Here is a 26,942-nt window from a genome sequence, read left to right as displayed (position 1 = left end):
AACACAGTCATTAATGATCAGCTAGCGTTAGCCGCTTTTGCTTTTTCAGGTGAAACCTTAGGTTGTGATGCTGCCAGGCTGGTGATTTCAGGAATATCGTCAAAGCCCAGAATCAGGGTAAGAATAAATGACAGCACCACAGAGAGCACCATGACCGCGACAACCCAAACAATGGACATCGGGTTGGCTGGATCAAAAAACTGAACGCTGGTAAACAATCCGGGTGATGCCATCGAATGGCTGGCCAAACCGCCTATGCCGGCGACGGCACCACAAATAAACCCACTGATCATACTGGCAATCAAAGGGCGTTTTAAACGCACAGCGACACCGTAAAGGGCCGGTTCAGAAATGCCGGCCACAATGGCAGAGGCTGCTGCTGCCAGTGCGGTTTGACGTAATTCCGGGTTTTTCGTTTTATAGGCGACGGCGAGCGAAGAGCCGCCAAGGGACAGATTAGCGCCAATTTCCGAAGGCATAACCATGCCCTCTTTACCTGTTTCAGCAATGGTCTGGATAATAGTGGGTGTGAAAACCCGATGCATGCCGGTCATCACCAGCAAGGGCCAGAGCGCGCCCATAATCGCAACCGAAAGCCAGCCCAAATAACCGTGAATGGTGTAAACCACGGCGGAGATTCCACTGCCGATCCAGATACCAATCGGGCCAATCAAAACAATCGCAATCGGTGCGGCGATCAGCACAATCAACATCGGCTTCAGAAAGTTTTTTGTTACCGCAGGCGTAATACGATCCACACCACGTTCAATGTGAGACAAAATCCACGTCATCACCAGCGCCGGTATTACCGTATAGGTATATTTCACCGCCGTTACCGGGATAAAAGCAAACTCGACGGGTTGTCCCTGCGCCGCTTTAGCCATCAGGTCAATAAAGTTGGGATGCACCAGGACGCCAGCGATGGCTATCGCCAGTGACATGTTCGTCTTGAATTTAAGCGCCGCTGACGCAGCCACCATAATGGGCAAAAAGAAGAAAGCACCATCTCCAATCACGTTCAATATGACCAGAGTCGATGAGCCTTTCTCAAACACACCGGCCATATCCAGGATCATGGCCAACAGCTTGACCATTGAACCGCCGATAATGGCGGGAATCAGCGGTGACATGGTGCCGACCAGCGCATCCAGAATACCGGCCCCCACGCTTTTTAGCGTGAGTCGCCGTTTCCTGGGCGCAGTACCGTCTGACTGCGGATCGCCCAATGCCAAAACTGCCTCATAAGCTTTCGACACATCATTGCCAATAATCACCTGCAACTGTGTATCGGTATGCACAACGCCCATAATGCCATTGAGGGTTTTTAATCCGGCAAGGTCAACCAGGCTATCGTCTTTCACCACAAAACGCAGGCGAGTCATACAATGCGTGACGGCACTGATATTGTTCAGACCGCCCAGCTTATTAACGATAGCCTGTGAAATCTCTGCATAATTTCCTGGCATGATTTTATCTCGTAGGGTAGAGGAAAATGCGCTCGGGTTTCCGCTGGAGCCGCCGCTTTATTGTTATACGCCTTCAGTCAGCCTGACTCAGGTTGCATCTGACCGAAGGGGCAGCTAAATAGGAAACCGGTTTCACAAAATCATGAAGATGTTTTACTGTTTAAACAAGAGCGTAAAATGACCATCTGTTATTTTTGTGATGGCAATCACTTGAAGTGGAAAAGAGCGCTATGCCGGGCTAAGGGCAAATATTTCAAATAATGAAAGGCTTAGGTAGACTGCATTTACTCTGAGGACACGGGCAGCGAGAACATGACAACAATATCTGAAGTAGCAAAACGCGCCGGCGTCTCAAAAGCGACAGTATCGCGAGTGTTGTCGGGCAATGGTTATGTGGGGCAGGAGAAACGAGATCGCGTATTACAGGCCATTGCAGAGACAGGCTATCGGCCAAATCTGCTGGCACGCAACCTGGCGAACAAAAGTAGCCAAACCATTGGGCTGGTGGTCACCAACACACTTTACAGCGGTAATATTTTTAGTGAGCTGATGTCGCACTCTGCCAGAATTATGGAGCAGCAAAATCGTCAATTGATCCTGGCCGATGGTAAACACACCGCGGAACAGGAGCGTGCGGCTATCCAGTTTCTGCTCGACCTGCGTTGCGATGGCATTATTATCTATCCGCGCTTTCTCAGCATTGACGAGCTGGACGCGATGATCTCGCAGCACAAGCAACCTGTCATGGTCATTAATCGTCGCCTGCGTATCAATGACAGCTTCTGCGTTTATAGCGATCAGCACATGGCCAGCCAGATGGCCGTCCGTTATCTGATGGAGCAGGGCCATCGTAATATCGCGTTTATTACGGGATCACTGGATTCACCTACCAGTCAGGAACGGCTTTCGGGCTACCAAACCGCGCTACGCGCGCAGGGAATCGCCATCAATCCGCAGCTTATTGTGCACGGAAAGTGGACCGCGCAAAGCGGCATGCTGGCGGTGAAAACCTTGCTCGCAAGGGGGCAATCCTTCAGTGCCATCGTCGCCAGCAACGATGAAATGGCTATTGGGGCCATCAAACAGCTGACGGAAAATAATATCGCTGTGCCAGGGACAGTCTCCGTGATTGGTTTTGACGATATCCCGCTGGCGCCCTACATTATTCCTGCGCTTTCCAGCGTGAAATTTCCCGTAACCGATATGATTAACGAGACCATTAACCGGCTGGTTTCGATGCTGGATGGCGGCGAGTTAACGACGTTAACGCCTTTTAAGGGAAGCCTTGTCCTGCGCGACTCCATCACTGTTGCCCCCTGACGTCTCTGCCTGCAAGGCGGCGATCCCGACCTGCATCAGCGCGATACCTTGCTCAGAAAGCCGGGCCACCACGTCCGGGGAAAGCCCATCCTCTGTAATAACGTGGCCAGGCTGATAACCGGACGACAAGGGATAAGGATGTATTTGCCCGAATTTAGATCTGTCGGTCAGAACATAACTGTCTGCGCCTTTCGCCAGCACGGCGTCAACCACATCACATCTCTGCATATCGCGACCGGTAAAGCCGGTTTCCGGATGCCAGCCATCTGCGCCAACAAAGGCTTTGTGAAAGTGAATCTGCTGAATACAGTAGCGGGTTAACGGGCCGGTTAAGGATTCGCTGCTCTTTTGCAACATGCCACCCAGAATAATCACGTCACAAGCCGCATCTTTAAGCAGGTGACCGATATAGTGGCTCACCGTGATTAACGTCAGGCTTTTGCGGCTGGCCAGTATGCGCGCCAGCAGGGCATTGGTGCTGCCGCCTTCAATCAGTACAGACTCGCCATCGTTGATCAGATCAGCGGCATAGCGGGCGAGAGCCAGCTTAATACCATAACGGGTGTTCATGCGCGTGCCAACATCGTCGCTGTCCAGCGCCTGGGCCGCGCCATGAACCCGACGCAGAACCCGCTGTTGCGCCAGTTGGTTGAGATCCTGACGTACCGTGACCTCTGAAACACCGACAAGCTGAGCCAGCTCACTGACGGCGACGCTGCCACGTGAATTAACCAGTTCAATAATTTGTTGCTGACGCGTATTCATCGTAGTTCTCTGCATCCATGGATTAAGCTGACATTAAGCGATACGGGTTTCAGGCTAAACCCAGCCCCCGTTTTCCGTTGAGATTAAGATCGGCGAGGGTAAAGCGATTTTTCCAGCCAGCTTCGTAGTGCTCAGGAGGAAAATCAGCAGGGGAATGGCCTTGCTCAAGTGCGCGCGCGACAAGATGCGCGTAGGCCCGGTTTTTATCACACATGGGCGCAGCGGGAATATACATAACATTGCCCCAGCCCTGCTGGTTTTCAACCGGTGCGACGGCGTGAATGAGGTCACAGTGCCACCAGACGGAGTCGCCCGCCGTTATAGCCGGTACCGAGCATAATCCCTTTATCAAATGTGGGTGCCATTTTTCATTTACTGCAAGCACGCGCCCCGGCTCAACGCCACACAATTCATCGTCAGCCACATCCGATAATAACGGTCGAAGCAGGACATAGGCGATGGCTTCCGGCACGGGAACCACGTGCAGTAAGCCCTGACCGGGCATCATATCGGAGAGCGCAGTCCATCCCTGAAACGTGCGGAAAGCCGAGCATTTTGTGGTATCGGGAACATCAAACTCGTTCACTTCGCTACGATGGGCTGCATTCCATGGGTCGTAACGCTCAACATTGCCGTCAAAAAGCGAGCGAAAGACGCGTTGATACGCGGGCAACAACCAGCGTTCAAGCGCACCGGAATCCGTATGCGCCCCCAACCCTTTCGACGTTGTTCCCGGCGGACGTCGGCGAATTCGGTCCGGATAGATAAGATTCACATCCGGATCGAACCATTGCTGACCTTCGGATTCGAATCGCCACAGGCGATTTAGAAACGACTGCACCTGTGCCATTTCATGACTCTGGCGCGCCTCCATTTGCGCCTGAGACCAGTAAATTGGATAAATTTCAGGCCGGGAGGCTTCGAGACTTCCAAAAAAATTGTCCCCGGGACCGCGATACTGTGCATCGAACTGATTGTCATCCAGATAACGCAACATGGCGGCATCCCATGCCAGCGCCTGTTCTCGGGGAAAATGCTGCTTTACGACCACACAGCCACGACGTTTTATTCTTTCTCGTGTCTCAGGGGGCAGCGTGCCATCTGTAATCTGTTCGGGTGAAATCACCGGCCAGGCACTGCCGCTCTGTTGTTCTTCCGCTTTGGCCTGGCTTATGGCCTGCTCGATTTTATTGCAAACCTCACTGAATAAGCCTTCAACATCGCCGATCTGCTGATGCACCTGCTGCTTAAACTGACGGATCGCTGCTGAAATATCGTGGGGTAACGGTGTGTGTTGAAGCTTCACAGTCATAATTGTGGCCCTTAACAGATAGTTTATATTTCAGATGAAGATTTTTTTCATTACATTCGAAAGATGAACTTATGTTTAACAGATTGCTGATGGGTAAAATCGCGACTGGCGCACAATGTGAGCTAACAGAAGGATATTTAATGATTGGAATTCTCATTAATCCCTGCAGCGAGTAAGCTTGAAGCAACAGTCAGCCTATTCAGGCCGGGAGACAAGGGGGAACGACAATGGCAGTAAGGATGATTGCAGTTGATATGGATGGGACTTTTCTGGACGAAAATAAGCAGTACAACGTTCAGCGTTTTTCACGCCAGTACGCCCTGCTAAAACAAAAAGGCATTCGCTTTGTTGTCGCCAGTGGCAATCAATATTATCAGCTACAGCGCTACTTTCCTGACATCAAAAATGAAATCGCCTTTGTCGCCGAAAATGGCGCGTGGGTGTCAGAAGGCGACCAGGAAATTTTTTGTGGTGAGCTGGCCAGGGAAAGCATGCACCGCGTGTTGGATATACTGGCAAAAGAGCCGGATATCAGCACGGTCGTTTGTGGACGTAAGGGCGCTTATGTTCATTCTTCCATGCCTGAAAGCGTTATTCAGATGCTCAATAACCATTATTATCGGCTCGAAAAGCGCGATAATCTTTATGATATTGACGACACCATTTTTAAATTTTCGCTTAATCTGGCGCACGAAGGCATTGAAAGCCTGATGGATCGTTTGCATAACAAACTCGGCGAGATCGATCATATAATGCATCCCGTATCGAGTGGCTATGGTTTTATCGACCTGATTATTCCTGGTTGTCAGAAAGCACATGGCATTGCTTTGCTGCAACAAAAATGGGGCATCAGCGATTGTGAGGTGGTGGCGATTGGCGACAGCGCGAACGATATTGAAATGCTGCGTCAGGCCTGTTTCAGTTTTGCGATGGCCAATGCCGTAGAGCCGGTATCCGCCGTGGCGCGTTTTAAAACTGAAAGCAATCAGGATGAAGGGGCGCTAAACGTAATTGCCCGGATTCTGGCGCGCGAGTTTCCCTTTGAATAACGCCTTAACGCCGGGATTTGTGCTGTGCCCATAAAGGCAAATGCCGTGTATTAGATCGGTGTGACAGTGTCACATCAATGATGTTATTAAAGGTGTATGATTAGCTTTTCACGACGCTGGCAGCGTAAGGTGCCAGCGTCGTGGGTGTACCAAAGCATCATAAAAGTTGTCGCTTATAGTTACAACATACTGTAAGTGACAGTAGTAAAAGCCCAGAGTCAGCATCCGCGTAGTTTTCAGGTCTTGCAGAATAGCGATCCACAGCCCGGCTTACACCGGGCTGATGGGGATTATTTGTCGGCTTTCTTCTCTTCTTCGGTGCCTGACGGTTGCGTTTCAGCATCCGATCGCCAGGGCTTCAGCAGCTGAATATCCAGAATCACATAAACCATCGTGCTGATAAACAGGGAAATCACGCTGCCAAATACGCCGCTGGTGGTGAAGGTCAGATAGTTATAGATAATCAACCAGGTCAGACAAATGAACATCGACAGGGCTAGCATGATGGACGAGAGCGAGTAGTTACTGGTGCCGGCACCTTGCTGATGCGTCAGTTTAAACAGGTTTCCAGTCGTGTATCTTTCTAAAATCAGGATGGTTTTTTGCCAGTTACGACGTTGTCGTGAACCCGTGCGTACAATAAACAGATACAGGACGGAGATAAAAAAGCCTGAAAACGCAATCAGGACTGGAACGGCTTCCAGCGCATACTCAATACTTTTATGGCTCGCCCCGGCTGGGCTCAGGTCCAGCGTCAACGAGGCACCCAGCGCGGCATAAAGGAACACGAACAACGCTAAAAAGGTTATCGTGCGTTTCCAGTCTGCCTCGGCTTCGCGGTTCTTTTGCTGAAGCGCAACGGTGAAAGCGCGTTCGATATGTTCAGCCTGGGGCGAGTGCATTTCAATCGCGTCAACCTTTTCATCCAGCAGGGCTTCGATAAAAGGCTTGTGGTCACTGTGCAGGGGAATATTCATTACGTGGATTCTCAGTAAAATTTCCGCTTATTTTAGTCTGCCTGAGAGGAAATGATACAAGCTTCACACGTTAAAAATCTTCAGGCTGAGTCAGTTAAGTATCAGGTAATGCGTTTTACGACAGCCGCATGATGTACACTGCTAGTGAACTTACCACGAGGAAAGCGATTATGAATGACAAGAAGATGATTTCCATCGATCAGTTCAGTGATGAAGAGCGACTTGCCGTTAACGAAGCCCTTCAAAATCTGATGGAAAAGCACCGTCAACGCACCGGCAAAGAGCCTGACAGCAAAAAAGAAAAAGAGCTTAACACTGAAGCCCGCCAGCAGGTGATGGCCGATAAACTGCTTAATGAAAAGTTAAAAGCAGAAAAAGAGAGCAAAAAACCGGTCAGGAAAAAGAAACCTTCATCAATGGCCGCGAGTGAAGTTAGCGACTTTAACTGGTCTGCTTCAGTCGCAAAAGGCCGCAGAAGATAACGACAGAATAATGATGCTGACGCCTGACGATATAATTCTGTTTATCGTTGGGCTTATGCCACTCTCACTAAACTGCCTGTACAAAATCAGCGTCGAGCAAAGTAAAAACAATAATAAATAAAGCGGTAAAACGCTTAAAAATTTATGCGGTTTACATTTTTTATGGATAAACTGCGCTGAATATACCGTCAATTACGCTTGCGAATGACTTATTACTCCCCCGAAGATCATCATCTTAAGATGCGATCCACGCGATTTGTCCGTCGCATGTTCGCCATGCGCCAACTGGGTACAATTTTATGCGCTTTACCGATTGCATCCGTTTTGATGGAGCTGGGCAAAAAACCCGCCATTTTGGTCTTACTGATTAGTAACGTTATTATCTGGCCCTGCCTGGCATATTGCCTTGCCATTACATCACGTGATTCAACCGCCAGAGAGCGAACCAATTTAACGCTCGATGCCGCCTTCGGCGGTATTTGGGTAGCACTCATGGCCGTGAGCCCGATGCCATCCTTTGTCATTATGGCGGTACTGGTCTCTGACCGTTATGCCGCCGGAGGCTGGCCACAACTTCTCTCTGCACTGCAGGCGTTTCTCTTTGCCTTTATCATGGTATGGACAATAGAGGGCGCGCCGGTTTTGATGGAATTTAGCATCCGTTCGGCATGGCTTACGATACCGCTGGCCACGTTTTATCTGTTGGCGCTAAGCGTGGTATCCCATAATCTGACGTTTAATCTGCGCCAGAAGAACCGGGAGCTGGAAAGGATCGCCTTGATGGACCCCAGTTTGCAAATTCCTAACCGACGCCTGTTTGAACGGCGGCTTGAAAGTGAATTCCTGCGCACCCGGCGTGGAGACAGCAAGGCATACCTGATACTTATTGATGTCGACCATTTCAAGAACGTCAACGATACCTTTGGTCATGAAGCAGGGGATTTTCTACTGGCTGAAATTTCCGGATTGCTGCGTGACAGCGTAGGCATGAAAGATATCCCGGCGCGCTTTGGTGGCGATGAACTGGGCGTGATCGTACGTGACTCAAATGACGTTGACATCGTCAGGCTGGCCGAAACCATTCAACGAAACATTGCGCAATTACGCTTGCCTGCTTCTGCAGAGTTCAGATGTTCAGTCAGCATTGGTATTGCCTGTGCGGAAAAAGCCAGCTCTATACATGAATGGCTGCGACGCGCTGATGAAGCCCTGTATGAGGTTAAGCGATCGGGGCGTAATGATCTCAAATTATGGCAGGCCTGAGGTTACATGAAGCGGTGTAGCACGGGCGCTTTTTTACTGGTTTAACATCAGCTTACCGATACTGTAATCAGCCGGAAATTAACGCCGCCTTATCTCAAGGCGGCTTTTGCTATCAGATTGCAGGATAGTCGCCAGTGCCTTCAGGCCAGGGCGTAAGCAAATCAAACCCTGTCTCAGTCACCGCCACCGTATGCTCCCACTGGGCTGAAAGCGATCGGTCTTTCGTGACCACAGTCCAGCCATCAGAGAGGACGCTGGTGCCGGCTTTGCCTGCGTTGATCATGGGCTCGATGGTGAAAATCATCCCTGCCTTCAACGGCATCCCTTCGCCTGGGGTACCATAATGAAGAACCTGTGGATCAGTATGATAAATCTCGCCCACGCCATGACCACAATATTCCCGCACCACCGAAAAACCGGCGTTTTCAGCAAGGCGCTGAATGGCGGCACCAATATCACCCAGGGTTGCGCCGGGCTTCACCGTTTTAATGCCCGCGACCAGGGACTGATAAGTAATATCGACCAGGCGTTTGGCGCGTACGGACGGTGTGCCAACAAAATACATTCGGCTCGTATCGCCATACCAGCCATCTTTAATAACGGCTACGTCGATATTCACAATATCGCCGTCTTTTAATTTCTTGGCAGCAGGGATACCGTGGCAAACCACATGATTCACAGAGGTGCAGGTTGTGCGCGTGTAACCGTGATAGCCGATGTTGGCTGGCGTAACCTTAAGTTCATTCACGATAAAATCGTGACAGATATCGTCCAGTTGTTCAGTCGTGATTCCCGGGCGCACATGCGGGGTAATCATTGCCAAAACCTGGGCTGCAGCATGTCCGGCAGCACGTGCTTTTTCAATTTCTTCTGCGGAATGGATCTTAACGGTCCCCATTACACTTCTCCTTGTGAGGCTAAATCGGCGTTATGTAGCACCTGGCGAATATCCGCGCCGCCGTTCATTTCGATACGGATCAAAGTTTGAGCCAGCTCATGTTGTGTCAGTTGAGGATACAGCTCGGCCAACATACCGAGTTTTAACCAGTGCTCAGCCTGAGCGTTGATCGAGCGGCTCATTGCCTGGCTGGCAATGCGCAGGTTTTCATGCATCAGATCGGATATTTTGACAATGCCCATACGAAGCCTATATGGAATATATACGTTTTGTATACAGGCTACGCGTTATGAAGGGAGAGTTAAAGAAAAAAATCACAGCGGGTCCGAACGTTTCAGTAATATTCATCCGCCAGCGCACCTGTGTCAGGCCCGTTTTCCAGATTGCGATTTTTAAGCCCTCTGGCAGATCCTGAACCATACTCTACATCTGAAAATCGGCAACAGAGACGCTGAGTGCATTATGTCAGCGGTACAAAGGTTATCCGTGAAGGCTAAATTTTTTATCACCGCTGGCCATACTGTCTGATTCGGCCAGGTCAGTGCTGGATAACGGTAACCGTCTTTTCAGCAATGGGCCGACTCCTGAGAATCCGCCTTCATTCGGCACATCAGTTAAAAAAGAAGCGGTTCAGATTAGTCAGGATGATTACGATAGGTGAGATGTTTAAAGGCAGATGATGATATTTTAATGACGGGCACGAAGGTGCCTGAACCGCATAAAACGGCATGATGAAACGGTCACGCTTATCCACTTCTTACTTCGTAATTACCGGGAACAACGTTATGAGAGCATTCTTCATCACAGGCCTGATGTTCGCGTTAACAGCATGCTCTAACTCAGTGGGACATAATTTTGATACAGCCACCGTTCAGAATATCAGGCCAGGTCAGACAACACGTGCGGAACTGATCGCGATGTTTGGCCCGCCTGATACGGAAACACCTTACCCCAATGGGCAGCAGTTACTGATGTGGAAATACAGCAAAGCCAGAGCGCTGGATACCTCTGCAGGTGAAACACTCACAGTGCAGACAAAAAATGGCAGAGTGTTTAACTACACATTTAGTAAAAGTTGACGTCCTTTTAGGGAGATATCAAGTCGCCTGACAGAAGCATGAATTTTTACTTTGTTCGAACGATTGCGGATTCACATATTGATTTACGCTATCCCTCTTAATTCAGGAGGGATGTGATGAAAAAACATTTCATTTTTACCTCATGCCTTATGGTGATGAGTTTACTGTGGGCCGAGAGTTCTGTCGCAAAGGCTCTCCGGCAGACGGATGACCAAATTCGTCAGCTGATTATTGAGGATTCAATCGCGTCCTATCCCGGTGTTTGCGCGTGCCCGTTTAATTCAGCGCGCAACGGTAGCAGTTGTGGCAAGCGTAGCGCATGGAGCAAGCCGGGCGGCTATTCTCCCCTCTGTTATAAAAAAGACGTGTCCCGGGAAATGGTGGAGGAGTGGCGTAAAAGTCATGGTGCCTGATGGCGTCCTGGATTATCGGTTCGCTTTGTTGTTTAAACGACATTTACCGTTGAGCATTGCTGTTCAGGTCAAACAGAGCGCGAGATCTTTTCTGACCTCGCCAGCGTCTCCTCAGTTTGGCACTCAGCGTCATAACTGAGAATGCAAAAACCGCATTTAAGAACGGGTCATCATAAAACGCGGTGATGATGACGTCTGTGCATCTAACAGGCGTGGTATGTGCGTATGTTAACTTCCTGTCGTTCAGTATTTAACGGGCATTTTTTCGTTTCCTTCTATCTTGTCAGCGTTGATCCGCTATTGCCATTCAGGGCTTATATCAGCAGCGCAAAATATCCCCTGCTTTTTTATCAGAATCCGCGTAGCGGCGTTATTGTGACTCCAGACTTAATAGGTCTGGAGTCACAATCATCTGAAGAGTAGAATCCGCGTTTCAGCTTTATCATCAGGGAAGGGCAGTGACAGAAATCCGCACAAAAACCGTTTCGCCCCATGTCGGGCATCACGTCATGGCGTGGCTTGATCAGGTCAGAAGTGCTTCATTATCTGAGGTAGATAACTTTGGTGATGAAGGTACGGTTGAGCAGGTTATGAAAGTGTGGGTAAAACTGTCATTACTTGTGACGCGTCGTCGTCCCGAAATTGCGGTGTCCTCCCTGCTCAGACATGTATTGCCGAATATCGGTGCGCTGCCGTTAAAAGATCTGACGCGGCTGCGGCTAAATCGTTTGTATAACATACTGATTTCAGAGGGTAAAAAAGAAGAGGCGCGCCGGGTCTTTGCTCTAACGAAACAGTTTTTATCCTGGGCTGAAATGCAGGGTTATCTTGAACATTCTCCCGTTGCGTCAATGAAGAAACGCGATATTGCCGGTCGCGCTGCGCCGCCGCGAAGCCGGCAGTTGTCGGATGCGGAGATCTGGGTGTTCTGGCATGGTCTGGACAACTGGGCGCTTTCTGAGCAGGCACGGTGGGCACTGCGCCTTTGCCTGGTCAGTGCGCGACGTCCTGATGAAATCGTCCAGGCACGCAAGTCAGAATTCAATTTGCAGTCAGGGCTCTGGAAACAGGGAACGCGTAATAAGTCTCATCGCGAACATACTTTGCCCGTCTCGGCATTAATGCGACTGTGCATCGAATCATTACTGAATGCCAGCGATCCCGCTTCGCCCTGGCTGGTGCCGGCACCGCGCGACGTGATGCAGCCACTGTCTAAAGGCGCATTAAATCAGGCTTTGCGTCGTATGCTGCGCGCACCGCGTGGGTTGGGGCTGGAACACTTTACGCCACGAGATTTACGTCGAACGGCACGCTCGAAATTATCTGCGCTGGATACGCCCAATGACGTGGCAAGAAAAATTATGAATCATGCGTTAGAAGGGATAGACCGGGTTTATGATACTCACGACTATCTTGTGCAAATGCGGGCTGCGCTGGACAACTATTCGGCATCGTTAGAATTAATTATAAACAGTGATGATTACCATTGTTTACGTCATCGTTTTGAGGGCGAACCGCTAAAATTAGACGGCTCATCTGTTATGGCTATGAGCCCGTAAAGCATGATTGATACGGTTTCCAATAAAAAGCGGTGTTGTTATCAACACCGCTTTTTTTATCAGATCAGGAAGTCATCAAGAGAACCGCCTGCATCCAGCGCCTTTTTAATTGGCGATGGTGTACGACCCTGACCTGTCCATGATTTAGTTTCACCGTTTTCATCGGTATATTGGTATTTAGCCGGACGTGGTGCACGTTTAGCTTTTGTTTTCGTTTCTGTTGGCAAATCCACCAGCTCAGAAATATCAATGCCGTCATTCATCAGCATTTCTTTATACTTAGCCAGCTTGTCTGCTTTTTCACGCTGCAGGGCTTGCTCGGCTTCTTCTTCTTCACGGCGTTCAGCGACAACGACAGAAAGCTTTTCGAGCATCTCATTTAACACATCAAGCTCAATTTCCCGGGCTTGTGCGCGTAAAATACGAAGGTTATTTAATGCTTTGAGCGCATCCATTGATTAATCCTTAAATTACAGCGAATATTTAAACAGGGTCATTCTACGAAAAATATTCCAGGAAGGAAATATCTCTTCAGTCTGAAATGTACAAATTTGTTACTGTTAGGATTATTACGACTTCTTTGAGGCGCAAACAGACATAACGTATTAAAAAAACATTGATGTTATAAACCCTATTTAGGCAGCACAGCCATGCTCAGGAGTGAGCATCTTCTGCGCAAGACGTATTATAAACTTTATTTATAAATAGAAAAATCAATTAAATCATAACCTAAAGCTATCTTGCCTCTGCCAATAGTAGTGCAGATCCCTTAAGATAACGGTTTTCATCGGCGCCGCAGAAAAATGATAACGTATAGTGAATAATATCTGCCATTTAATAGAAAAACATTCGCATCGTCAGAATGCACCAAAATGCCTGTCGCTGACAGTGACATTTGTCATAAGTAAACCCTGATATTCATGTTGGAATGTGCTTCAAATTTGCTTAGCCCATTGGCTCTTTTATCGCGGCTTTTTTTGAACAAGGTATAAACGTCTCATCCAGCCGGAACCCAATATCAATACATTTTTTGTGCCTAACAGAGGCGTCAAACGTGACATACATGACGTCTTATGCTGGCCTGACAGTTAATCACACTGTATCACAGCCATAAGTATGGCGAGCTAAATCATAAGCGAAGCGCCAATAAGCTTAAGACAGAATAAAAATTCAATCACTAATAACCGCTTTAGATAACGTTATACCTATATGGCAGCGGAAACCGGATGGGATTTTTCCTGGCATTTACCCAGGCATTCTACGGGGGATTGAAATCAAAACAGGAGTGGAACCCGGCAATCATTTTATTCATAAGATGACATCACTCGCCGTACAATAAATTACCAGCCTTTTAAAAACGCCTGTGTTGTTGTGGCCTTTGTCTGGTGACCCTACACCTCATCTTTCAGCAAAACTCCCGCGTTATCAATGCCGTACTCCTTTCAGCTTTTCTGGAATCATTACTTATAAATATTAACAATAACTTGCAATGATAATCTAAATGCGTATATTTCTCATTTGCTTTTGTGTTTGATGGCTTTTGACCTTATTCATTATGCTCAGGCTGTGCGGCAGTTTTTGGGGACTGATTCGCTGCAGCGGCAAATAAAAAACGAAAACGAGGCGTTTACAATGCTTTTGAGTACACTTCATGTTCAACGGGATCGCCTGCAGTCGATTTTCCCTCTGGTTCCCTCTCGCTATTCACTTTTGACGACGTTAATTACTGGGATCGTGTCACACAACGTGTTTGCAACGACAGCGCCTGTTTCGGCAGTGAATAACCAAACACTCATCGTCACGGCTGCTGAACCCCCTGTCGTCGAAAACACAGCATCGGATTACAGCGTTCCGGTAACCCGGGCGGGCAATAAATTGCTTTCGACAGTACGTGATATCCCCCAATCCGTCAGCATTATCAGTGAGCAGCGGATGAAGGACCAACAGCTCCAGTCACTGAATGACGTTCTGGATAATACGACAGCCATTCAGACCAGCACCGCGGATATGGATCGCAAGACCTATTATTCTCGCGGGTTTTTAATCGACAATTATCTGATTGACGGTATTCCCACCGTATTTGAAGAGCGCTGGAATCTGGGCGATGCACAAACCGATAGCGCACTGTACGAACATATTGAAGTGGTCAGGGGCGCAAACGGGTTATTAACCGGGGCAGGCAATCCTTCAGCGGCCGTTAATATGGTGCGTAAACATGCTGACAGCCGTCAGCCAGAGGGAGAGGTGTCTTCCAGTTTCGGCAGCAGGAATAAGCAGCGTTACGTCATGGACGTACAGTCACCGTTGACAGCGTCAGGCAATGTGCGGGGCAGAGTTATTGCCGGTTACCAGGACAATAACAGTTTTGTTGAGCGGTATGGCGCGGAAAAGAAATTTATCTATGGTGTGGTCGATGCGGACCTGAATAATGCCACCACCGTCTCTGTGGGCTATGAATTTCAGCAACTCAATACTGACAGCCCAATGTGGGGCGGACTGCCTCGCTGGTATACCGATGGTACAAAAACTGATTACCGTCGCGGCTTTAATACCGCGCCTGACTGGACTTATAACGATAAAGAGAGCAGAAAGCTCTTTGCCCGGCTGAAACACACCTTTGACAGCGGCTGGCAATGGACATTAAACGGAACGCACGACCAGTCCACGCTTAACAGTAAAATGATGTATATCGCTGGCTATTTCGACAAAAATACTGGCGCAGGCGTTTCGCCTTATGCGGATTATCCTGTCGTAGGCGGCACGGGATATAATTCGGCAAAACGTAAAGTCGATGCCGTCGACACCTTTGCCAGTGGCCCTTATCAACTCTTCGGACGTAACCACGAATTAATGCTGGGTGTCAGCTACAGCAGGCAGAAAAACACCTATTACGGTACCTTTGCCAATATCTCTTCAGCGGAATTAGGTGACTTCAATCTCTTTGATGGTCAGTTCCCGGAAACAGACTGGGAGCCACGCACGCTATCCCAACAGGATATTACCCGCCAAACTTCAGGTTACCTTGCGACACGTATTTCAGTCGCCGATCCGCTAAATCTGATACTGGGCGCGCGTTATACCCGTTGGAGCAAAAACACCCTGACCAATGATATGGAAAAAAATAATATCACGCCTTATGCCGGTTTGATTTATGACATTGATGAGAACTGGTCAACGTACGCCAGCTACACCTCTGTGTTTCAGCCACAATCCTATCGTGATATCTCAGGCGCCTATCTGGCACCCGTTATGGGTAAAAATTATGAAGCGGGCGTCAAATCTGACTGGTTCGACAGCCGTTTAACGACGTCGCTATCGGTGTTTCGTGCCGAGCTGGATAATGTCGCGCAAACAACGGGGCGTATTATTCCGGGCACCACTGAGTCAGCTTATGAAGGTAAAAATGGCACGGTCAGCCGCGGGGTCGAGTTTGAAATTAATGGCGCAATAACCGATAACTGGCAAATGACATTGGGTGGAACCCGTTATATTGCAGAACAGCGAGAGGGCACGGCGTTAAAGCCCGATCTGCCACGAACGCAGTTGAGCGTCTTTACAAGCTACCGTTTATCCATGCTGCCTGACCTGACGGTAGGCGGCGGTGTGAAATGGCAAACCCATGTCTGGAGTGATAACTCCGCACCAGAAGGCAAGGGGACATGGCGTGCAGAGCAGGGGAGTTATGCCTTAGTGAATGTGTTCAGCCGCTATCAGGTCACTAAAAATTTTGCTGTCCAGGGCAACATCAATAACCTTTTTGATAAAACCTATGACACCAACGTTGCGGGAGACATCGTTTACGGCGAACCTCGCAACGTGTCTGTCACCGCCAGCTATCGCTTCTGAACAGTCTACAGCCTCTTCAATACGCGCCTCATGCGAGGCGCTTTCAGCAATCGGTGTTTTGCTCGCCTTTGCCAACTGCAAATCCATGATCCATCACGTTTTGATGCAATCTTCACGTCAGAAAGCCACGGATTTGCGCTACACTGACCAGCGTTAACCCTGTGTTCTGCCGCTATCATGGTGCTGTTTGAGGCAAACTAATTAACCTGGAAGAAGTATGAAAATCAGATTCCTTTCGGCCAATGAACAAAAACTGGCAGAGGTTCGCGGAATACTGGAGCCAGTGGGCGTAGAAGTATTACCGATCGCACGTCGCATAGAAGAAATTCAAACGGAGAACGAGCTGGATTTAGTCCGCGATAAGCTGACCAAAGCTTTTTCTATTATAGGACGTCCTCTTTTCGTCGAGCATACCGGGCTTTATCTGGATGGTCTGAATGGCCTGCCAGCCGGTCTGACGCGTATTTTCTGGAACCGACTGGATGCCGACCGTTTTGCCTCCCTGGTTAACGGGCTGGACAGCCAGGGCGTCACGGCCAAAACGGTACTTGGCTATTGTGATGGGCGCAAAATGTATCAGTTTTACGGTGAATTGCGTGGGACGATAGCGCCAAAGCCTGCGGGTCCCCGGGGATTTCAGTGGGATTGCGTCTTTATCCCCGAAGGTTACGACCAAACCTTTGCTGAAATGGGCGACAAGAAAAACGAAATTTCAAACCGTCGCATTGCGCTGGACCGCTTCGCGTCCTTCCTGAAAACCGCACGAGGCGTGGCATGAAACCTGAACTAAAACGGGCTTATGATTCCGGTAAGCTGATACTGTTTGCCGGTGCGGGCCTTTCCCGCAATCTCGGCCTGCCGGAATGGCATGAACTCATCGCCCATCTGGCTAACGAGCTGGGTTACGATCCCAAGATTTTTAATACCTATGGGACGCATCTCTCTCTGGCGGAGTACTACAAGCAGAAAAAAGGATCGCTTGGCCCGTTAAGAAGTTGGATGGACCGCGAATGGCATCGACCGGATATCGATGTCCGTAGCTCTGAAATTCATACCATGATTACTCAGGGCAATTTCTCCCGTATTTATACCACCAACTATGACCGGTGGTTAGAGGCGGCGCACGAGGCGCACGGCGTACCCTATTTTAAAGTGGCTAACGCGGCTGACTTGGTCTCATTAACGGAAGACAAGCGCCATATCATCAAACTTCATGGTGATTTCGACGACGATACTTCCATTGTTTTAGATGAAAGTAGCTATTTTGAGCGCCTCTACTTTGATTCGCCACTGGATATCAAGCTGACGCATGATGTGATGGGCAATTCCGTATTATTTGTGGGTTACAGCATCAGTGATTTTAATATTCGTCTGTTGTTTTATCGCCTGACGAAAATGTGGGGACGCACCGGGCTGGCCACCGCGCGCCCTAAGTCCTACCTCTTTACTAATCGCAATAACCCGGTAGCAAAAGAGGTCTTGGGTCAGTGGGGCATCGAAATGATCGTGTCAGAAGAGGACGATCCCCGCAAAGCCCTGGCTGACTTTATGGAAGAGTTACTGGCTTGATAACCCAGACCGCTTCAACCGGTGCACGGTAAAAACGGCGGACGACCTCCGTCTTAGCGGTAGTGTTTATTCTTCTCTGGAAAACGCGGACTACTGTGATAGACTGTATAAATACACAGTACCTGAGGGCAAAAACTATGGCTGTCGAAACAAAATTTGTAGTGGTCAGAAAAGGTGAAGAGAAGATGACATTTGCCAATAAAAAAGAGGCTGATGCCTACGACAAGATGCTGGATATGGCGGAAGCCTTCACCGACTGGCTGCTGACGCATCAGGCTGATATGGACGAATCGCAGGCTGAATCATTAGGCTTGTTGCTGGCAGAACAAAAAGAGGCGGTGCAACATATCCTTCGCACCAGTAAGTTACCCGAGTCCGTAACGGTCGACAGCGCAACGGATGTCGCGGATGCTGATTCTCCTGCTCAAAACGACAAAAAGGTGCGTGCCGTTAAAGCCGCCTGACACTTACGCTGGAAGTCAGCTTCCAGCGTACCGCTTTACGTCTCTCGCGTTCTGATATCATTCGTAACTCGCTTCCGCGAAAATGTGTTGTATGCCAGTCATTAGCGTATCAAGTGCGTCACAGCAAAAGCATAGTGATGAAGATATCTGGCAATGCACGTCAGGCAAAGCGCATAGCCATGAAACCTGCCTGGTTTGTTAAGCATGGTCAATTTCCGGTTCAGGTATGTCCTGTCAAAGGGGTGACGTAAACTGACATATTATTCCTGATGCGGTATTGTTTCACATCAATACTATCGATGTTAGTAATGGATTGATGCGCATTTCCTGTCAGTAACTCAGGTTAAATCTGTGCGATCGCCCCGCGTGGTAGGGTGGGAGATGACTAAAAAAGTGACGCTGTCACTGCTATCGTTTCGCGCCTGGTGCCGGGCTCCCGGCGGAATTTCAATCCCCTGCTGAGCCTGCAGGCGATGTACAACGCCCTCAATTTCCATCGTCAGCTGGCCCTCAAGGATAAAAAAGAACTGACGGGCGCGGCTGTGAACGTGCCGTGTTTCAGAGGTGGCGGGCGGCATATGCTCATAAATAATGCTCAGATCCTGGCTTTTCACAAAATGCCAGCCATCACAGTTATTTCCCCACACATAATGTTCCGCATTGTCTTTTGAAATCATACTTCCTCACGTTACGTTCGATGGGCTATGTGATCCGGCGCGGGTATGCATCAATCTTATTAAAGTTCATTTATGACACGCCGATAGTTCTTCCAGGGACACGACAGATTGTATCTGACAGGGTGGTCAATTTAGCCGGTATATTCCAGGGGAATCAGTATGACCACTCAACCCGTAAAAAAAACGATGAGTACCCGCACGCAGATGCTGCTGGCGGGCGGCTTAACCATCACGCTTGGATTTACCGTCACAATTGGTGTTCTGAGCTGGCAGTCGGCGAAAGAACAAAAAACGCTGGCGGAAAAATATCTGCAGCAGATTGCGCAAAGTCGTGGACTGCAAATTCAGCAAGAGCTGAGTTATGCCCTTAATATGGCGCACAGCTTAGGGCAAAGCCTTATCGCATTACCGAAAGCGGGCGTTAACGATCGTAAAATTGCCGACAAAATCATGGAATATACACTCAGGGCCAACCCTGACTATCTCTCCATGTCCGTTATTTTTGAACCCAATGCTTTTGATGGTCGGGACGCAGATTTTGCCACGCAGAAAGGGCAGGCGCCTCAGGGGCGATATGCCTGGTTTGTCGACCACGATCAGGCCGGTAACTATTCTATGCATCCGTTACTTTCTTTTTTGACGCCGGGCCAGGGCGATTATTATCTGGTGCCGCAGCAGACAAAGAAAGACACGCTGATTGAACCCTACAGTTATGCCTATAACGGCGTGCCGACGTTGTTGACCTCGGTGGCCTCGCCCATTGTCGATCAGGGCAAACTCTATGCGGTCGTTACCTCCGATATATCCCTGGCCTCGTTACAAAAGAAAGTGAATCAGATTAAGCCGTGGCAGGGTACTGGTTATGCGTTACTGCTTTCCAATAGCGGTAAAGTGGTTTCCTCACCAGATAAAGATGAGGCTGGTAAAGCCTGGAAAGGTGAGAAAGACAATTTCACTCAACAGATCGTGGAGCATGACGATCCGTTGCTGGGTGAGAAGGCCATGTACACCTGGTACCCGGTAACGGTGGGTAACAGCGATAAGCCCTGGTACGTCGGCATTGTGGCACCGGTCAGTCAGGTGATGGCGGCGGCGAATCGGCAACGCTACTGGGCCATCGGACTGATGCTGGTGAGCATTCTGCTGGTTGGGGCTGTCCTGGGGTTATTGTTCAATCGCAAAGTGATGCGCCCGCTCGGCGGTGAGCCAGCCGAAGCGGCCAGAATCGCGCTGGCCGTTGCGGACGGTAAGCTGAGTAACGCCATCACGGTGGCACCCGGCGACAATGCCAGCCTGTTTTATGCTCTGCATACGATGCAACGTCAGCTGCAATCTATTGTGGGTCAGATTAAAGATGCCAGCGCATCGGTACGAGAAGGTGCAAGCGAGATCGCCAGTGGTAACCTCGATCTGGCATCGCGCACCGAACAACAGGCGGCAGCCCTGGAAGAAACCGCGGCCAGCATGGAGCAAATCAGTGCAACGGTTCGGCTGAACGCCGACAATGCGCAGCAAGCCACCAATCTGACCGAAAATGCTACCTCTATCGCCAGCCGGGGTGAAACGCTGGTTGGGCAAGTGGTGCAAACCATGTCGCAGATCGATGACAGTTCGAAGAAGATTGGTGATATTACGACCATGATCAACAGCATTGCCTTCCAGACTAACATCCTTGCGCTCAACGCGGCAGTTGAGGCGGCGCGTGCCGGCGAGCAGGGCCGTGGATTTGCTGTCGTTGCCTCGGAGGTTCGTAATCTTGCGCAACGCAGTGCGAGCGCGGTTAAAGATATCGCGGCCCTTATTGAAGAATCCAGCGTTCGCGTACAAAGCGGTGTGAAACTGGTCAACGAGGCGGGGAAAACGATGCACGAGATGACGAAGGCTGTCTCTTCTGTGCAAAGTATTATTGATGAGATTGTGTCGGCCTCAGATGAACAGGCGCGCGGTATCGGTCAGGTCACTATCGCGGTTAACGAGATGGACGGCACGACACAGCAGAACGCCGCACTGGTACAGCAGATGTCCGCGGCAGCCAGTTCACTTGAAGACCAGGCTCAACAGCTGGCGCAAACGGTAGAACAGTTCCGTTGATAGCTGGCAAAACAGAAAAAAACAACCCGCGCGCTGCGGGTTGTTTTTTTAGAGGGGATTAGCCTGGATAGATACCGCGATCTTTACGTGCCATGAGAATACGTTCACAGGCGACGATATAGGCTGCGGTACGCAGAGAGCAGTCTTTCTCTTTTGCTTTTTCCCAAACGTGAACCATGGCTTCCGTCATGATCTTGTCTGAACGTTTGTTAATTTCGTCTTCGCTCCAGAAGAAGCTGGCCATATCCTGCACCCATTCGAAGTAACTGACGGTTACCCCACCGGCGTTACAGATTACGTCGGGCACCACAATCACACCGCGGTTGGCCAGAACATCATCGGCGTCCGGATAGGTCGGGCCATTAGCGCCTTCAAGCACCAGCTTACAACTCAGAATCTCCGCACGTTCACGGGTAATTTGACCTTCAAGGGCGGCAGGAATCAGAATATCCATTTCCGTGTGCCAGAAGGCATCTTTCTCAATGCTTTGCGCACCCGTAAAACCTGCAATCTGCTTATGTTCAATCTGCCATTGTGTCAGCGCATCCATATCAATACCGTCGGCATTGAACAGCGTAGCGGTATGATCCTGAATCACCACCACGCGTGCACCGGCCTGGCTGAACAACCGCGCGGCCTCACTGCCTACATTACCAAAGCCCTGCACGGCAACGCGTGCGCCTTCAATTGGAATACCTGCACGGCCTGCTACTTCACGGCCTGTGACAAATACACCGCGACCTGTGGCTTTTTCACGACCCAGAGAGCCGCCCAGGTGAATCGGTTTGCCTGTGACCACGCCGGTCACGGTGGTGCCGAGATTCATGGAATAGGTGTCCATCATCCAGGCCATGACTTTACCGTTGGTGCCCACATCCGGTGCCGGAATATCTTTCTGTGGCCCAATGATGATGCCAATTTCACTGGTATAGCGGCGTGTTAATCGCTCAAGCTCGCCTTCAGACAATTTGAACGGATCAACGCGAATGCCGCCTTTTGCGCCACCATAGGGCAGATTGACGGCGGCACATTTGATGGTCATCCAGGCTGAAAGGGCCATCACTTCATTTAAATCGACATCGGGATGATAGCGAATGCCGCCTTTACCCGGACCGCGTGACAGGTTGTGCTGAACACGATAACCCTCAAAATGGCGAATAGAGCCGTCATCCATTTGCAAAGGAATATCAACGATTAATGCACGTTTAGGATGACGTAAAGTGTCAATCCAGCGAGTGAGGTCGCCTAAATAAGGCGCAACGCGATCGATTTGTTGTAGGTAGGTGGACCAGGCTGAAGTACTACTGTCAGACGCGTAAGATAACTTATCCATACAAAACCTTTCTTATCGAAGTTATTTATTGTGTTGAACCGTGGAAACGACACGCGCTTGAGCGCGCCGACATAATTTATCACCACCAGAAAAAATTTGATGTCGACCAGACGGGGATTATCCCCATGCTATTTCGATTCCTGGTGAATAAGAGTGAATAATAACGCCCATTACCTGCCTTAAGGTCGGCTTTTTTGTGCATAAAGAATGCATAATTAATGCATAAATTAAAAATTTGACGATTTATCAGTTCTTTGAAGAGGGTCAAAAAGTTAAGGAATTGTTTCAAATGATATTGACTTTGTTGCACCAGTAAGGTGCATAAATAAAAGTAATGCGAAGCGTTGTTTCGCTAATGCGAAGAGGCGCATGAATAACACAACGTGATTTGTTTTACGCCGTCATCTATTCAATTAAGTCTCCAGCGCACCCTTTTACATTAAGCGCAGGACAGGGCGAAGGTTCTCTTCAGCTGAACTGGAATACAGGTTTTAACGTTAAAAATGAATCTCGCTGACGCGCGGTGTTGTCCAGGCTGTGCACGGTTTACGCCGGCAGTGAAGACTACGCGGTGCCTCAGCCTGTTTACAGCGATGCATACCAAACCGGCATAAATACCCGCACAGCGCACTCTTTGTTCATGCGTTAAATAATGTGTAACCTGCACATCTTGCGTTTTTAATAAAGCGGTAGGGGGTTTATGGTTCGTAAAAGAATGCCCGCGACCGTCTCTGCTGAAAAATGGCGCAATGCGCAACAACGACCGGGAAGATAAAACAGAGTGATATTGCTAATGGTGTTTTCATCCGGGTTCACTCATATGTTTAAACGGATAAAGACAACGCTATCCGCCTGTATTCAGGGATGGTTAACCAGCAACCTGGCGCTCTGTTAACGCCTCCATCAGCCTGTTTTTTCGCCCTCGGACATCAGAGACAACAGGTGGTTGACCGCTTTGGATGTATGATTACGTCGCCACGCAAAAGCAACATCCGTGAACAGGGTATTATTTTCAATTTCGCGAAAGCACACCTGTGGATTCTGAACGCAAACCATCGATTCCGGGATAAGCGCGATACCGCAACCTGCGCCCACCATGCCAAGAGAAGAACTGATTTGCGGCGCCTGCTGGAAAGATGAAGGGGTGAAACCTGCGCGTAAACAGGCACTGACGATAAGCTCATAAAGGCTGGGTGAAACGTCGCGCGGGAAAATAATTAAGGTTTCCTGTGCCAGCTCACTCAAGGCAATACAGGGATTTTGCTGCAGGCGATGCGTCGCCGGTAAGGCCAGCACCATCCGTTCGGTAGAAATAACGCGTAAATTAAAGGGCTTACTGCTTTCGCAGGGGAGACGAATAAAGGCCGCGTCCAGTAATCCTTCCTGCAGATCCTGAATAAGTAATGACATATTCTCCTCCCGCGTCATTAATTCCAGCGCGGGATAACGCCCTTTAAACCGCCGTATAATCTCAAAGACGCGAGGATTAAACGCCACCGAACTGGCAAAGCCCAGCGACATTTTGCCGCTAATTCCCCGGGCAACACCTTTCGCCTTCTCCAGCGCATGATCGGCGAGTTGAATGATTTCAATCGCATCCGTCAAAAACGTTTTTCCTGCATCCGTCAGTTCCACGCCGCGCGTCAGCCGTTTCAACAGCGGTGTACCGATTTCATGCTCCAGTCGCTGAATTTGCTGGCTCAACGGTGGCTGCGAAATGCCAAGCAGTTCGGCCGCGCGGGTGAAATGCAGCGTCTGTGCGACAGCAACAAAATAACGAAGGTGGCGCAGTTCCATATTAAAAACGTCTCAAAGTTAACAGGTTTTGCTATTGGATTCTGTCATCAAACAGGGCCACCATTATGTTAACACGGCTTAACAGTTAACCTATGAGGCATCCGATGAGCAATTTTGTAACTGATTGTTCCTGCGAGGATCAACTAAAAGATACTGTCCAGAGACTGCAGAAAAACATGCCAGCAAGCGTTATGTATCAAACCTCTCTGATGAGTGCGCTACTGAGTGGGGTTTATGATGGTGAAACCAGAATTGCGGACTTATTGCGTAAAGGCGATTTTGGCCTGGGAACCTTTAATCAGCTGGATGGCGAACTGATTGCTTTTGACAGCAACGTTTATCAACTGCGCGCCGATGGCAGTGCCCGGCCTGCTGATCCCGATCAGAAAACCCCCTTTGCGGTAATGACCTTTTTTCAGCCGCAGCATAAACATGTCTTTGAACGTGCGGTGCAACGCGATGAGCTGCATCAGCTTATTGACAGTGAAATCACGTCAGATAATCAGTTTTGTGCACTGCGTGTAAGTGGACATTTTTCCTCAGTCCAGACGCGAACCGTTCCGTGCCAGTGCCGCCCCTATCGATCGATGCCTGAAGTCCTGGGCAATCAACCCGTATTTGAATTCACCCACCGCAGCGGTGAACTCATTGGTTTCCGCACGCCGCAGTACATGCAAGGTATCAATGTTGCGGGCTATCACGAACATTTCATCACAGACGACAGAACCGGTGGCGGCCATATCCTGGATTATTTGCTGGAGCAGGGCACGCTGACCTTTGGTGCCATCAGCAAACTGGTCATCGATTTGCCAGAAAACAGCGACTTTCTTAATGCCAACCTGACGCCAGAAAACCTGGATGACGCAATCCGTTCTGTCGAAAGCTAATGACGAGGTCTGAATATGAAAACTCTCTCTGATACGAATCTCTGGACCTGCGGTGCCGACCTGGTTGTCGCACAACTTGAAGCGCAGGGCGTCAGCCATGTGTTTGGCATTCCAGGGGCAAAAATCGATAAGGTATTTGATTCTCTGCTGGATTCGACTATTCAAACAATCCCCGTGCGGCATGAAGCCAATGCGGCTTTTATGGCCGCTGCGGTGGGCCGACTGACGGGTAATGCGGGCGTGGCGCTGGTGACATCCGGTCCTGGCTGTTCAAACCTGGTTACCGGTATGGCTACCGCCACCAGTGAAGGCGATCCGGTGGTGGCCATTGGCGGCGCGGTCAAACGTTCCGACAGCGCCAAGCAGGTTCACCAGAGCCTGGATACCGTCTCCATGTTTCGCCCGGTGACAAAATATGCGGTCGAAGTGACAGATTCTTCTGCGCTGGCGGAATGCGTGTCGAACGCGTTCCGTCATGCAGAGCATGGACGCGGCGGCGGCGCATTTGTCAGCCTGCCGCAGGATATTGTTGATCAGCCGGTAACGGGTAAAGTGCTCACCAGTAAAGGCCGCATCACCTTGGGCGCGGCACCTGACATCATGATTGATGCGGTCAGCCGTGAAATCGCCAACGCGAAAAACCCGGTTATTTTACTGGGCCTGATGGCCAGCCAGCCTGAGAACAGCGAGGCGATTCACGATCTGTTAAACCGCAGCCATATTCCGGTCACCAGTACCTATCAGGCCGCAGGTGCCATTCGCCAGGAACACTTTTCCCGTTTTGCCGGTCGCGTTGGGCTTTTCAACAACCAGGCCGGTGACAAGCTGCTGCAACAGGCGGACCTGATTATTACCATCGGTTACAGCCCGGTTGAATATGAGCCAGCGATGTGGAACAGCGGTAATGCGACGTTAGTCCACATTGATGTGGTGCCCGCAGAAACGGATAACCGCTACCTGCCTGATGCGGAACTGGTCGGCAACATTGCCGAGACTCTGCGTAAACTGGCTGAACGTATCACTCATCCTTTACAACTCAGCCATGAAGCTGCAAGCGTACTGGATGATCGTCAGCAACAGCGGCAGTTACTTGCCTTGCAGGGGGCAAGCCTCAATCAGTTTGCCCTTCATCCACTGCGCATCGTTCGCGCGATGCAGGACATTATTAACAGCGATGTCAGTCTGACCGTCGATATGGGGAGCTTCCATATCTGGATTGCCCGCTATCTCTACAGTTTCCGTGCACGGCAAATCATGATCTCCAACGGACAGCAAACCATGGGCGTTGCTCTACCCTGGGCGATCGGCGCCTGGCTGGTCGATCCACAGCGCAAGGTCGTCTCGGTTTCGGGAGACGGCGGCTTCCTGCAATCAAGCATGGAGCTGGAAACCGCGGTCAGGCTGAAAGCGAATATTTTGCACATTGTCTGGGTCGATAATGCTTACAACATGGTGGCGATGCAGGAAGAGAAGAAATACCAGCGTGTTTCAGGAGTGAACTTTGGCCCAATCGACTTTAAAGCTTATGCAGAGGCATTCGGTGCAGCAGGGTTCGCGGTGAACAGTGCATCTGAACTTGAGCCAACGCTACGCAAAGCGATGGATGTGCAGGGGCCGGCTGTGGTGGCGGTGCCGGTGGATTATGCCGATAACCACTTGCTGATGGGTCAGCTACACCTCAGTCAGTTGCTTTGA

The 26,942-nt window shown here is 49.8% G+C and carries 24 protein-coding genes; 14 read left to right on the top strand and 10 right to left on the bottom strand.

From position 1 onward, the window contains the following. Positions 1–17: 17 nt before the first annotated feature. Positions 18–1,466, bottom strand: a complete 1,449-nt coding sequence (ascF, locus tag NR177_RS10170) for a PTS cellobiose/arbutin/salicin transporter subunit IIBC (protein WP_256852829.1) — start codon at positions 1,464–1,466, stop codon at positions 18–20. A gap of 312 nt (positions 1,467–1,778) precedes the next feature. Here ascF and NR177_RS10165 point away from each other — a divergent pair, with 312 nt between their 5' ends. Continuing rightward, a complete protein-coding gene (locus tag NR177_RS10165) occupies positions 1,779–2,786 on the top strand; it encodes a LacI family DNA-binding transcriptional regulator (protein WP_256852828.1) in 1,008 nt (335 codons plus the stop codon). Here the strand turns inward: NR177_RS10165 and NR177_RS10160 are convergent. Beyond that, positions 2,730–3,551 (bottom strand): DNA-binding transcriptional regulator YciT, encoded by an 822-nt coding sequence (locus tag NR177_RS10160; RefSeq protein ID WP_256852827.1) that lies wholly within the window; start codon positions 3,549–3,551, stop codon positions 2,730–2,732. The two genes, NR177_RS10165 and NR177_RS10160, sit on opposite strands and share 57 nt — an antisense overlap. A gap of 49 nt (positions 3,552–3,600) precedes the next feature. Continuing rightward, positions 3,601–4,863: a DUF1479 domain-containing protein gene (locus NR177_RS10155; protein ID WP_256852826.1), complete on the bottom strand. Its 1,263-nt coding sequence runs from the start codon at positions 4,861–4,863 to the stop codon at positions 3,601–3,603. 227 nt (positions 4,864–5,090) lie between these two features. On the opposite strand from NR177_RS10155, the gene NR177_RS10150 reads away from it, so the two are divergent. Continuing rightward, on the top strand, positions 5,091–5,912 hold the full coding sequence (locus NR177_RS10150) for a Cof-type HAD-IIB family hydrolase (protein WP_256852825.1): 822 nt from the start codon (positions 5,091–5,093) through the stop codon (positions 5,910–5,912). Between the two features lie 290 nt (positions 5,913–6,202). Here NR177_RS10150 and NR177_RS10145 read toward each other — a convergent pair whose 3' ends face one another. Further along, positions 6,203–6,889: a hypothetical protein gene (locus NR177_RS10145; protein ID WP_109717685.1), complete on the bottom strand. Its 687-nt coding sequence runs from the start codon at positions 6,887–6,889 to the stop codon at positions 6,203–6,205. A gap of 170 nt (positions 6,890–7,059) precedes the next feature. On the opposite strand from NR177_RS10145, the gene NR177_RS10140 reads away from it, so the two are divergent. Next, entirely contained in the window at positions 7,060–7,371 is a 312-nt protein-coding gene (locus tag NR177_RS10140; RefSeq protein WP_096011639.1) for a hypothetical protein, read from the top strand. 204 nt (positions 7,372–7,575) lie between these two features. Beyond that, a complete protein-coding gene (locus NR177_RS10135; protein WP_256852824.1) occupies positions 7,576–8,634 on the top strand; it encodes a sensor domain-containing diguanylate cyclase in 1,059 nt (352 codons plus the stop codon). 112 nt (positions 8,635–8,746) lie between these two features. Here the strand turns inward: NR177_RS10135 and map are convergent, their stop codons facing one another. Continuing rightward, positions 8,747–9,532: a type I methionyl aminopeptidase gene (gene map, locus NR177_RS10130; RefSeq protein WP_063876961.1), complete on the bottom strand. Its 786-nt coding sequence runs from the start codon at positions 9,530–9,532 to the stop codon at positions 8,747–8,749. Continuing rightward, positions 9,532–9,774, bottom strand: a complete 243-nt coding sequence (locus NR177_RS10125; protein WP_063876960.1) for a ParD-like family protein — start codon at positions 9,772–9,774, stop codon at positions 9,532–9,534. The genes map and NR177_RS10125 overlap by 1 nt, the downstream gene beginning before the upstream one ends. Before the next feature lie 486 nt (positions 9,775–10,260). Here NR177_RS10125 and NR177_RS10120 point away from each other — a divergent pair, with 486 nt between their 5' ends. The 3 genes from NR177_RS10120 to NR177_RS10110 all read left to right on the top strand — a co-directional run bounded on the left by NR177_RS10120 (position 10,261) and on the right by NR177_RS10110 (position 12,583). Next, positions 10,261–10,611: a hypothetical protein gene (locus tag NR177_RS10120; RefSeq protein WP_082875119.1), complete on the top strand. Its 351-nt coding sequence runs from the start codon at positions 10,261–10,263 to the stop codon at positions 10,609–10,611. Between the two features lie 116 nt (positions 10,612–10,727). Beyond that, positions 10,728–11,024 carry a hypothetical protein gene (locus tag NR177_RS10115; protein WP_063876958.1) on the top strand — a complete coding sequence of 99 codons (297 nt, stop codon included), beginning with the start codon at positions 10,728–10,730 and terminating at the stop codon, positions 11,022–11,024. Between the two features lie 509 nt (positions 11,025–11,533). Continuing rightward, positions 11,534–12,583, top strand: coding sequence for a site-specific integrase (locus tag NR177_RS10110; RefSeq protein ID WP_256852895.1), 1,050 nt, complete (start codon positions 11,534–11,536; stop codon positions 12,581–12,583). A gap of 59 nt (positions 12,584–12,642) precedes the next feature. Here the strand turns inward: NR177_RS10110 and NR177_RS10105 are convergent, their stop codons facing one another. Further along, complete coding sequence (locus tag NR177_RS10105) at positions 12,643–13,038, bottom strand: H-NS family nucleoid-associated regulatory protein (RefSeq protein ID WP_063876956.1); 396 nt, start codon at positions 13,036–13,038, stop codon at positions 12,643–12,645. 1,177 nt (positions 13,039–14,215) lie between these two features. On the opposite strand from NR177_RS10105, the gene fhuE reads away from it, so the two are divergent. From fhuE to NR177_RS10085, 4 genes are all read left to right on the top strand, one after another. Continuing rightward, positions 14,216–16,429, top strand: coding sequence for a ferric-rhodotorulic acid/ferric-coprogen receptor FhuE (gene fhuE / locus NR177_RS10100; RefSeq protein WP_256852823.1), 2,214 nt, complete (start codon positions 14,216–14,218; stop codon positions 16,427–16,429). Positions 16,430–16,646: 217 nt separating this feature from the next. Continuing rightward, positions 16,647–17,207, top strand: coding sequence for a non-canonical purine NTP pyrophosphatase (locus NR177_RS10095; protein ID WP_063876954.1), 561 nt, complete (start codon positions 16,647–16,649; stop codon positions 17,205–17,207). Then, a complete protein-coding gene (locus NR177_RS10090; RefSeq protein WP_063876953.1) occupies positions 17,204–17,998 on the top strand; it encodes an SIR2 family protein in 795 nt (264 codons plus the stop codon). The genes NR177_RS10095 and NR177_RS10090 overlap by 4 nt, the downstream gene beginning before the upstream one ends. Before the next feature lie 137 nt (positions 17,999–18,135). Next, positions 18,136–18,462: a YebG family protein gene (locus NR177_RS10085; RefSeq protein ID WP_063876952.1), complete on the top strand. Its 327-nt coding sequence runs from the start codon at positions 18,136–18,138 to the stop codon at positions 18,460–18,462. Positions 18,463–18,800: 338 nt separating this feature from the next. Here the strand turns inward: NR177_RS10085 and NR177_RS10080 are convergent, their stop codons facing one another. Beyond that, positions 18,801–19,139 carry a cupin domain-containing protein gene (locus NR177_RS10080; RefSeq protein WP_256852822.1) on the bottom strand — a complete coding sequence of 113 codons (339 nt, stop codon included), beginning with the start codon at positions 19,137–19,139 and terminating at the stop codon, positions 18,801–18,803. Positions 19,140–19,298: 159 nt separating this feature from the next. Here NR177_RS10080 and NR177_RS10075 point away from each other — a divergent pair, with 159 nt between their 5' ends. After that, positions 19,299–21,230: a methyl-accepting chemotaxis protein gene (locus NR177_RS10075; protein WP_256852821.1), complete on the top strand. Its 1,932-nt coding sequence runs from the start codon at positions 19,299–19,301 to the stop codon at positions 21,228–21,230. A 58-nt stretch (positions 21,231–21,288) separates the two neighbouring features. Here the strand turns inward: NR177_RS10075 and NR177_RS10070 are convergent, their stop codons facing one another. Together NR177_RS10070 and NR177_RS10065 are read right to left on the bottom strand one after the other, a co-directional pair. Next, positions 21,289–22,563 carry a Glu/Leu/Phe/Val dehydrogenase gene (locus tag NR177_RS10070; RefSeq protein WP_063876950.1) on the bottom strand — a complete coding sequence of 425 codons (1,275 nt, stop codon included), beginning with the start codon at positions 22,561–22,563 and terminating at the stop codon, positions 21,289–21,291. 903 nt (positions 22,564–23,466) lie between these two features. Continuing rightward, positions 23,467–24,360 (bottom strand): LysR family transcriptional regulator, encoded by an 894-nt coding sequence (locus NR177_RS10065; protein ID WP_109717679.1) that lies wholly within the window; start codon positions 24,358–24,360, stop codon positions 23,467–23,469. A gap of 104 nt (positions 24,361–24,464) precedes the next feature. Here NR177_RS10065 and budA point away from each other — a divergent pair, with 104 nt between their 5' ends. Both budA and alsS read left to right on the top strand, forming a co-directional pair. Next, on the top strand, positions 24,465–25,247 hold the full coding sequence (gene budA / locus NR177_RS10060) for an acetolactate decarboxylase (RefSeq protein ID WP_256852820.1): 783 nt from the start codon (positions 24,465–24,467) through the stop codon (positions 25,245–25,247). A 15-nt stretch (positions 25,248–25,262) separates the two neighbouring features. Beyond that, on the top strand, positions 25,263–26,942 hold the full coding sequence (gene alsS / locus NR177_RS10055; protein WP_063876947.1) for an acetolactate synthase AlsS: 1,680 nt from the start codon (positions 25,263–25,265) through the stop codon (positions 26,940–26,942).

The sequence above is a fragment of the Pantoea sp. Fr+CA_20 genome (assembly GCF_024520835.1).
Lineage (GTDB): Bacteria > Pseudomonadota > Gammaproteobacteria > Enterobacterales > Enterobacteriaceae > Pantoea > Pantoea allii.
Note: the sequence above shows the minus strand (reverse complement) of the source record. Positions and strands in the feature narration are given on the sequence as shown.

Bases quoted from the DNA above. Each gene is read 5' to 3' on its own strand.
- NR177_RS10085 (WP_063876952.1), top strand. From the start codon at position 18,136: ATGGCTGTCGAAACAAAATTTGTAGTGGTCAGAAAAGGTGAAGAGAAG.
- NR177_RS10125 (WP_063876960.1), bottom strand. From the start codon at position 9,774: ATGGGCATTGTCAAAATATCCGATCTGATGCATGAAAACCTGCGCATT.
- NR177_RS10105 (WP_063876956.1), bottom strand. From the start codon at position 13,038: ATGGATGCGCTCAAAGCATTAAATAACCTTCGTATTTTACGCGCACAA.
- NR177_RS10065 (WP_109717679.1), bottom strand. From the start codon at position 24,360: ATGGAACTGCGCCACCTTCGTTATTTTGTTGCTGTCGCACAGACGCTG.
- map (WP_063876961.1), bottom strand. From the start codon at position 9,532: ATGGGGACCGTTAAGATCCATTCCGCAGAAGAAATTGAAAAAGCACGT.
- NR177_RS10145 (WP_109717685.1), bottom strand. From the start codon at position 6,889: ATGAATATTCCCCTGCACAGTGACCACAAGCCTTTTATCGAAGCCCTG.
- NR177_RS10165 (WP_256852828.1), top strand. From the start codon at position 1,779: ATGACAACAATATCTGAAGTAGCAAAACGCGCCGGCGTCTCAAAAGCG.
- ascF (WP_256852829.1), bottom strand. From the start codon at position 1,466: ATGCCAGGAAATTATGCAGAGATTTCACAGGCTATCGTTAATAAGCTG.
- NR177_RS10110 (WP_256852895.1), top strand. From the start codon at position 11,534: ATGGCGTGGCTTGATCAGGTCAGAAGTGCTTCATTATCTGAGGTAGAT.
- budA (WP_256852820.1), top strand. From the start codon at position 24,465: ATGAGCAATTTTGTAACTGATTGTTCCTGCGAGGATCAACTAAAAGAT.
- alsS (WP_063876947.1), top strand. From the start codon at position 25,263: ATGAAAACTCTCTCTGATACGAATCTCTGGACCTGCGGTGCCGACCTG.
- NR177_RS10135 (WP_256852824.1), top strand. From the start codon at position 7,576: ATGACTTATTACTCCCCCGAAGATCATCATCTTAAGATGCGATCCACG.
- NR177_RS10160 (WP_256852827.1), bottom strand. From the start codon at position 3,551: ATGAATACGCGTCAGCAACAAATTATTGAACTGGTTAATTCACGTGGC.
- NR177_RS10075 (WP_256852821.1), top strand. From the start codon at position 19,299: ATGACCACTCAACCCGTAAAAAAAACGATGAGTACCCGCACGCAGATG.
- NR177_RS10115 (WP_063876958.1), top strand. From the start codon at position 10,728: ATGAAAAAACATTTCATTTTTACCTCATGCCTTATGGTGATGAGTTTA.
- NR177_RS10095 (WP_063876954.1), top strand. From the start codon at position 16,647: ATGAAAATCAGATTCCTTTCGGCCAATGAACAAAAACTGGCAGAGGTT.
- fhuE (WP_256852823.1), top strand. From the start codon at position 14,216: ATGCTTTTGAGTACACTTCATGTTCAACGGGATCGCCTGCAGTCGATT.
- NR177_RS10070 (WP_063876950.1), bottom strand. From the start codon at position 22,563: ATGGATAAGTTATCTTACGCGTCTGACAGTAGTACTTCAGCCTGGTCC.
- NR177_RS10090 (WP_063876953.1), top strand. From the start codon at position 17,204: ATGAAACCTGAACTAAAACGGGCTTATGATTCCGGTAAGCTGATACTG.
- NR177_RS10080 (WP_256852822.1), bottom strand. From the start codon at position 19,139: ATGATTTCAAAAGACAATGCGGAACATTATGTGTGGGGAAATAACTGT.
- NR177_RS10120 (WP_082875119.1), top strand. From the start codon at position 10,261: ATGATGAAACGGTCACGCTTATCCACTTCTTACTTCGTAATTACCGGG.
- NR177_RS10140 (WP_096011639.1), top strand. From the start codon at position 7,060: ATGAATGACAAGAAGATGATTTCCATCGATCAGTTCAGTGATGAAGAG.
- NR177_RS10150 (WP_256852825.1), top strand. From the start codon at position 5,091: ATGGCAGTAAGGATGATTGCAGTTGATATGGATGGGACTTTTCTGGAC.
- NR177_RS10155 (WP_256852826.1), bottom strand. From the start codon at position 4,863: ATGACTGTGAAGCTTCAACACACACCGTTACCCCACGATATTTCAGCA.